Source organism: Corallococcus praedator (assembly GCF_003612125.1).
GTDB classification, from domain to species: domain Bacteria; phylum Myxococcota; class Myxococcia; order Myxococcales; family Myxococcaceae; genus Corallococcus; species Corallococcus praedator.
In genome coordinates this window covers 1-7,442 of sequence record NZ_RAWI01000430.1, presented here as the reverse complement: position 1 = coordinate 7,442, position 7,442 = coordinate 1, and the positions used below count along the sequence as shown (strand labels likewise).

The following is a 7,442-nucleotide window of genomic DNA, read 5'->3' as shown; positions in this document are numbered from 1 at the left end:
GGACGGGGTGGGGCGGTGACGGCGGGCGATACGAAGCGGTGGTCCAATTTCATCTTCGCGGGGCTCTTCGCCGTCGCGTTGATCCTGTTCTCACGCATCCTGCTGCCGTTCATGATGCCGGTGCTGCTGGGTGGCTTCCTGGTGGTGCTGTTCATGCCCGTCCAGGACTCCTTGAGCCAACGGCTCCGGGGCCGCAAGTCGCTGACGGCCGGACTGTCCACCCTCGCGGTGTTCCTGCTCATCCTGGCCCCGCTGGCGCTCGTGGGCTGGATGGTGGCCCGTGAAGTCCTCCAGTTCGTCGGTCAGGCGCAGGACCTGTTGGATCAGGTGGACCTGCGCCACCACCTGCTCGCGTCGCTGCCCCGGGGGCTGAGCCGCTATGTGCGCTTCGACCCGGAGAGCTCTGAAACCGAACGCCTGTTGATGACGGTGGTGTCGGGCAGCGCGGGGCTGCTCGCGGACGTGGTGGGCGCCGGCACGGAGCTCCTCGTCAACATGTTCCTGATGACGGTGGCCATGTACTACTTCTTCCTGGACGGTCGTCGTCTGGTGAACGAGGTGGCGAAGCTGCTGCCGCTGGAGCGTCGTTACTTCGACGCCTTCTCCCACGAGTTCACCGACGTCGCGTACGCCATCATCTACGGCAACACCATCACCGCGCTGGTGCAGGGCGCGGTGGGCTTCCTGGGCCTGCTCATCGCCGGGGTGCCGCACGCTGGGGTGTGGGGCGCGGCGATGGTGCTGGTGGCGCTGGTGCCGGTGGGCGGCACGGCGCTCGTCTGGGGCCCCATTGGCGTCATCCTCATCGCGGCGAACCGGGTGAGCGAGGGCGTGTTCCTGCTCGCCTGGGGCACCTTCCTGGTGGGCAGCATCGACAACGTCATCCGGCCCCGGCTGTGCGGCTCGCGCATGGCGCTGCACCCGCTGCTCGTCTTCCTGTCGATGTTCGGCGGGCTGGCGGTGTTTGGGATGATGGGGCTGCTGGTGGGACCGCTCATCGCGTCCATCTTCATGGCCATGGTGCGCATCTACCGGCGTGACTTCCTGGGTCGGGTGCCGGAGGTGCAGCCGACCCCGGTGGCGCAGGAGGATTCCTCGCCTTCCCTTTCCTTGGAGCCTTCCCAGGTGCCCGCGTCCGCGAGCGTGGGTCACGCGATGAACGCTTGAGGGCCGAGTCTGGACTTCGCCCCCGGGCTGGGTGAACCTGACCGGGCATGACGACCACCGGAAGCGCGAGGGTCCCTTCGGGGCTGCTGTGGACCCTGGCCCTCGTCGGAGCCCTGGCGGCTCCGTCCGCGGCGGCCTCGGGACCGTTGGCCTCCATTCCCTTCCGACAGGGGCCTCCTGAGACGCTGTCACTCCGGCTGAACACCGGAAATGGCAAGGCTACGGAGCTGGAGCTGGGGGCACCCACCTGGCTGCGGCTGAACCTGGCGCTGACGGCGACGTGGCGGCGCTACTGCTCGCGGCCGGGCGTGGAGGGCTGCGGCGCGTTCGAGCGGCTTCCGGAGGACGAGCAGGTCGGGGACACGTCCGACTTCTCCTCGTCGCAGCCGTACCTGGGGCTGGCGCTGGAGCTGGAGATCCTCCCCCTGGCGCAGGGTGATTCGTCGGTGCTGCGCGGGCTGGGCCTGCAACTGGGCGCGCAGCGGGGCTTCTCCACGTCGGACGTGACGCTCACCGGAGACGGGGGCCAGACGCCGGTGCGCGAGGTGACGGCCACCGACACCGCCTTCACGGCGCAGGCGCTGTACCGCTTCTACTTCCGCTTCGGCACCACGCGGCCCCAGCAGGGCTACGTGGGCGCGCGCGCGGGGCTGCAGACGCGGGCCTTCGACGTGGAGGAGGCCACGGACAACCCGCTGTCCGGAACGCACCGCGTGTTCCCGTCGGTGGCGTTGGACCTGTCGGTGCCGCTGTTCAGCTCGGTGCGCCTGGACGCGTCGGGCGGGTTGCTGCTGTCGCCGAAGCCGGGGCGCTCGCCCGAGGCGGACGGTGGGCGGCGGGCGCTGGAGATCAGCGACTTTGGCACGTCGGTGTCCAGCTTTGGCTGGAGCGCGGAGCTGGGCGTGTCGGGGGAGATCTGGGGCCCGTTTGGTTACGACGTCGCGTTCCGCCTGGCGCACTTCCGCGATCAGTTCTCCGGAGCGGGGACGCTCACGGGGTGGGCGGATGGCGGAGTCGCCGAGGAGACGTACTCCAGCCTGCACGCCGGCCTGACCGCTTCCTACTGACGTCCAGGCTGTCAGGCGTGAAACACCTCCCCGATGGGCAGGTGTCTCGCGCCGAAGGGATGCCTACCCCTTGCCCCCCACGGTCCGCTTCGGGCCGTACCCAAGGGGGGCTTGTCCCGGTGCGAGCAACGCGATGGCTGAAGCGCGGTCTTCTGGGCATGGCCTGCCTGGGAATGGTGGCGTGCGGGGGGGACTCCGTGCCGCCTCCGGACACCGGCCCGGATGATCCGTCCGGGTCCGGAGCCGACGCGGGCAGCCAGTCCGGGACCGACGCGGGCACGCAGCCTGGAGCGGACGCGGGGACGTCCGACGCGGGAACGTCCGACGCGGGCACGTCCTCTTCTGATGCGGGGACGGGAGTTCCGGACGCGGGGCCGACGGCGCAGGTGTGCGCGCCCACGGCGGGCGAGACGCGCTGGGTGCTGGAGGGGGAGGCCTTCACGGCGCGGGTGCGGTGCGCGACGGACAAGGCGGAGCCCACGCTGCGCTTCGGGGTGAGGAACCTGCCCCCGGGCGCGACCTTCGACGAAGCCACCGCGACGCTGCGCTGGACGCCGGCGATGAATCAGGGCGCGGTGTGGATGCTCACGCTGGAGGAGCGCACCACCGGCGAGACGGGCACGCTGAAGGTGGGCGTGGCCAACAACGACGCGGCGCCGGGCAAGGTCGACATCGTCGATCCAGCCGCCTACACGGAGGAGTACGGCCTGCCCGTGGTGCACCTGTTCTTCGACCCCAACGTGGGGCTCACCTCCGGGGCATACCGGCCCGCGGAGGTGGTGTACCGGGGCCACCGCTTCACGATGGAGGCGAAGTACCGCGGCGCCACCTCCGGCGTTTTCCCCAAGCGCAGCCTGACGTTCAAGTTCGACGAGGACGACCTGTTCTCGGAGCCTGTCTTCGGCGACGGCTTCAAGGACCGCAAGCGGGTGGTGCTCATCTCCCCGTTCAACGACAACTCCTACCTGCGCTCGCGGCTGGCGTTCGACCTGTGGAGCAAGCTGTCCCCGGAGGCCGTGCGCATCCGCACCTTCAGCGTGGTGGTGTACGCGAACAACAAGTACCGGGGGCTCTACACGGCGGCGGATCACCCGGACAAGCGCCTGATGGAGGGCAACGGCATCGACAAGGACGCCGACCTGTTCAAGGCCGTGGACGCCAACGCCAACTTCTCCCGCAACCGGCGCGACGGCGTGCCGAAGGCAAACCTCCACGAGGGCTTCGAGAAGGATGAGGGCACGCCCGAGGAGGGCCAGGCCCACGCGTTCGACACGATGGATGCCTTTGTCGCCTGGGTCGCGGACTCCAGCGCGGACGCCTTCCGTCAGGACTTCGGCGCGAAGCTGAAGGCGCGCGACTACGAGGACTGGTGGATCTTCAATACGCTCATCCTGGGCAATGACTCCCAGGCGAAGAATGCCTACCACGCGTACGATCCGAAGGCGGGCGGCCCGTGGCGCTTCATCCCGTGGGATCTGGATGCGAGCTTCGGCCAGAACTACGACACCACGCGCACCAGCGCCACCACCCGGCCCACCTACGCGAGCGAGAACTTCCTCTTCAAGCGGATGCTCGCGGAGCCCGCCATCGCCACCCCGATGCGGGAGCGCTACCGGCAGGCGCTGAAGAACGAACTGAGCGAGGCCGCGGTGCAGTCGCTCATCGACGGGTACGAGCGCGAGCTGGGCGTCAACGCACAGCGCGATGAGGCACGCTGGGCCGCCGAGTACCGGGACTTCGCGAAGCCGGACACCGTCGGGTACGCCAACTTCCCGGACTGGCACCTGCGCCAGGACTTCAAGACCCACGCCGAGGAGGTGGAGTACGTGCGGCAGTGGGTGCACACGCGTTGGACGGCGTTCCAGACCCAGGTGCCCTGAGGCTCAGCGGGGCTCGGCCCTCTTGAAGCGCAGCTTCTTGAGGGCCTCGAACTTCGCCCGGTCCCTGGGCGGGGTCGTCGCCACCAGTCCGTCGAGCATGCGCTTCGAGCTTTGGTAGATCTCCTCGACGGCGACGTCGAAGGCGTCGGCGTTCTGCTTCGATGGCTTGCGCGTGCCGGCGATCTTCCGGACGAACTGGAGCGCCGCCGCGCGGATGTCGTCGTCGGTGGCGGGGGGCGCGAAGTTGAAGAGGGGCTTGATGTTCCGGCACATGGGGCAAGTCTAGGCGACCGGGAGCGCGTCCGCCGCGTCCTCGCCTGACGCGACCGCTTGCTGGCATGACGCGGAGCCGGGGGGCCGCCTCCAGGTCCGCGTATCAGCCTCCAGCGAACGTCTCCGGGCGAACACCCTGGCATCCGACTTGCGTAGGGGCTCCACCGCCCCCCTCGCTTCGGAAAGAGCCCATGGTCTCCTCGACGCCCTTCAACCAAGGCATCCTCATCTGTCCCACGACGCATATCGACTGGGACTGGGTCTTCACGTTCGACCAGTACTACGCCTCCAACAACCAGGCGCTGGGCTCCAACAACGGACGCGACACGGTCCAGAACATCTTCAACGCCGCGGGCGCGCTCTTCGCGAAGAGGAACGGCTTCACGTTCTCCGTGACGGAGGTGGGGTTCCTGCAGCGCTATGCGCGGGACAACCCGGCGGGCATCGCGGCCTTCGCCGCGGCGGGAGAGGACTTCTGCCTGATGGGCGGAGGCGTCACCTCCCCGGACAACCTCGTCAGCAACGGGGAGCTCTTCATCCGCAACTATCTGGTGGGGCGCACCTGGGCGAAACAGGTCGGGCTCGCGGGCAACCTGTACGACTCGGCGTGGCTGCCGGATGACTTCGGACATGATCCGCAGCTTCCGGTGGTGCTCAACGCCATGGGCCTCACCACGGCCGGACTCTCCCGGGTGCCCGGCTCCCCGCAGGGGTCGCCTGGCGCCGCGCCCATCAATCCGGTGGGCCCCTCCATCGCGGCGCAGTTGAACGCCAACGGGCTTGTCTTCCAATGGCAGGCAGGGGATGGCTCCAGCATCACCGCGCTCTACATGCCCGACACCTACGGCACGGTGGGCTATCTGAGCGCTGGAAACATCTCCAGCAATGCGCAGACGGTGAATCAGTTCGTGCATCAATACAAGACGGGTTGGCCGAATGGCCTCCGCTTCATTCCCGTGGGGATTGACTTCGCCACGCCCTCCGTCACGAACGGGTCGGGACAGCAGTGGAGCTGGCTGGATGTGACGGACAGCTACAACAAACTGTATGGCTCCGAAAACGGTGTCAGGGGGACCACGGGGACGTGGAAGACCTACATGGATGCCGTGCTGATGGGGCCTGGCACGCTGCCGGTGAATGCCCCGCTCAACGCGCAGAACTACTGGACGGGATACTTCGCCAGCCGTCCCGAGCTGAAGACGAACCAGTACGCGGCGGCGCGCGCGCTGATGTCCGCGGAGGTCATCAGCGCGATCCTTCGCACGAGCAGCAGCTACGCGGCGTCTTCCCTGGATGCGCTCGACTCCACGATCTGGAACGGCTGGGAGGTGATTGCCCCCAGCACCCATCACGACTTCGTGACGGGGACCTCTCCGGACAATGTGTATCAAGGCGAGCAGCTTCCGCTCAGCCGGCAGGGCGTCTCGGTGGCGACGGACGTCCTGAGCCAGGGAATGGACAAGCTCGCGCAGGGGATCTCCGCGAAGCCGCAAGCCGATGAAATCCCCGTCGTCGTCTGCAATACGCTGGGCTTCGACCGGGCCCTGGGGCTGCTGGCGGAGGTGTCCCATCCTCCGGAGGACGACCGCTTCCGTCGGGTGCAGAGCGTGAGGGGGCGCAAGGGGCTGTTGCCCATCCAGCGGGCCGCGAACGGGAGCATCCTGTTCACGGCGGATCCACCCAGCGCGGGCTACGAGACGGTCTACCTCTCCACTCAGGCTCCTCCGGGCCCGATCGCGACAGCGACGTCGCCTGTCGGCGATACGGTGACGCTCTCCAACGATCTGATCAGCGCGACCCTGTCCAAGGCGGCCGGGTGGGGGATCAGCCAGCTCTCGTTCGGGGTGGACGGAAAGACACACACCCTGTTTGCTTCCGGAGGGGTGGGCAATCAGCTCCGGTTCTACAACGACTCCGGCAACATCTATCAATTCGGCAACGAGCCGTATGCCTCCTCCTCGCCCCCCGTCTATGGGACCTTCAGCCAGAGCATGTCCGCGACGTTCGTGGGGGGAGACGCCCGGTGGCTGGAGCAGGGGCCGCTGCGGTATCGCTTGCAGGCGGTGGTGACGGAGCAGCGCAGCGGTCACACGTTCACGCTGGAGTACTCGCTGGTGGCGGGAGAGCGCTTCCTGCGGATGAAGCTGACGGGCGCCTCGCCCTCGGGGATGTCGGTCGTGGTGGCGTTCCCCTTGGTGGGCGACAGCGGGACGGTGCCCACGACGCTCAGCTATGGAACGCCCCATCTCCAGCAGGATGTCCTGCCCGTGCCGAACTGGCCCGGCCCGACCTTCGTCGCCACGCATGACTATGTGATTCCCTGCGTCCAACAGGGCAGCTTGCCGGTTGGCGGCATCTACCACCGCGGCATCCCGGCCTGGACGCTGGACAGCGAGGGTGTCCTGCTCGGCGTCGTGCTGCGCAATACGCCCGGCGGTGGACGGGGCGCCTCCGGCAGCGATTCCGGTACCCACCACCAGGAGTACCTGCTGGCGCCGCCGGTGTACGTCGGGGGCACGCCCCGGCTCGTCACGCCCCTGAAGGACGCCCTGTCGGTGACGACCCGACTGGAGGCTCGACTCATCACCGGAGGGGAGGGGGGCGCGTTGGCGGAGACGACCTCGCTGGGCCGGGTGACGGCGACGAACGCCGGGACACCCGTGGAGGAGCAGGACGTGATGATTCGCGTGGCGCGGGTGCAGGCGCCGGGCGCGGCGGGGGGCTACCCCCTGGGCTGCGGAACGACGAGCGGAGCGATTCCCAGCAGCCTCGTGCTGCGCACCGAGAAGCGGAACTCCAACGCCACCCAGCTCACGGTGCAGCTCCCGTTCCTGGGCAGCAGCAGCACCGCCGAAACGCAGGCGGTCACCGCGCTCGAAGCGCCGCTGGCGTCACTGACCGCCGTGCCGGCCAGGACGCAGACCGTGACGGTCGACTCACCCCATGCCCTGGCCGCCCTGCGGATCGCGTGGTGCCGGACCCACGGAGGCTGATCCCAACCGGAATTCCCCATTCCTCCAACCTCTCACGAGGCCGGAGGGGTGGGGTTCCGTGG

Annotated in this window: 5 protein-coding genes; 4 read left to right on the top strand and 1 reads right to left on the bottom strand. The window is 68.5% G+C overall.

Translation table 11 applies throughout. The annotated features are described in order from the left end of the window. Nucleotides 1-15: 15 nt before the first annotated feature. The 3 genes from D7Y13_RS35105 (at nucleotide 16) to D7Y13_RS35095 (ending at nucleotide 4,114) form a co-directional block, all read left to right on the top strand. Complete coding sequence (locus D7Y13_RS35105; RefSeq protein WP_120534556.1) at nucleotides 16-1,167, top strand: AI-2E family transporter; 1,152 nt, start codon at nucleotides 16-18, stop codon at nucleotides 1,165-1,167. A 47-nt stretch (nucleotides 1,168-1,214) separates the two neighbouring features. After that, entirely contained in the window at nucleotides 1,215-2,234 is a 1,020-nt protein-coding gene (locus D7Y13_RS35100) for a hypothetical protein (RefSeq protein ID WP_120584454.1), read from the top strand. A gap of 158 nt (nucleotides 2,235-2,392) precedes the next feature. Continuing rightward, nucleotides 2,393-4,114 carry a CotH kinase family protein gene (locus D7Y13_RS35095; RefSeq protein ID WP_233595697.1) on the top strand — a complete coding sequence of 574 codons (1,722 nt, stop codon included), beginning with the start codon at nucleotides 2,393-2,395 and terminating at the stop codon, nucleotides 4,112-4,114. A 3-nt stretch (nucleotides 4,115-4,117) separates the two neighbouring features. On the opposite strand, the gene D7Y13_RS35090 is transcribed toward D7Y13_RS35095, so the two are convergent. After that, a complete protein-coding gene (locus D7Y13_RS35090; protein WP_120534553.1) occupies nucleotides 4,118-4,387 on the bottom strand; it encodes a DUF2277 domain-containing protein in 270 nt (89 codons plus the stop codon). A 191-nt stretch (nucleotides 4,388-4,578) separates the two neighbouring features. Between D7Y13_RS35090 and D7Y13_RS35085 the strand changes: the two genes are divergently transcribed. Continuing rightward, the gene (locus D7Y13_RS35085) at nucleotides 4,579-7,380 is read left to right on the top strand and encodes a glycoside hydrolase family 38 N-terminal domain-containing protein (protein WP_158620413.1); all 2,802 of its coding nucleotides are present in this window, start codon (nucleotides 4,579-4,581) and stop codon (nucleotides 7,378-7,380) included. Nucleotides 7,381-7,442: the final 62 nt, after the last annotated feature.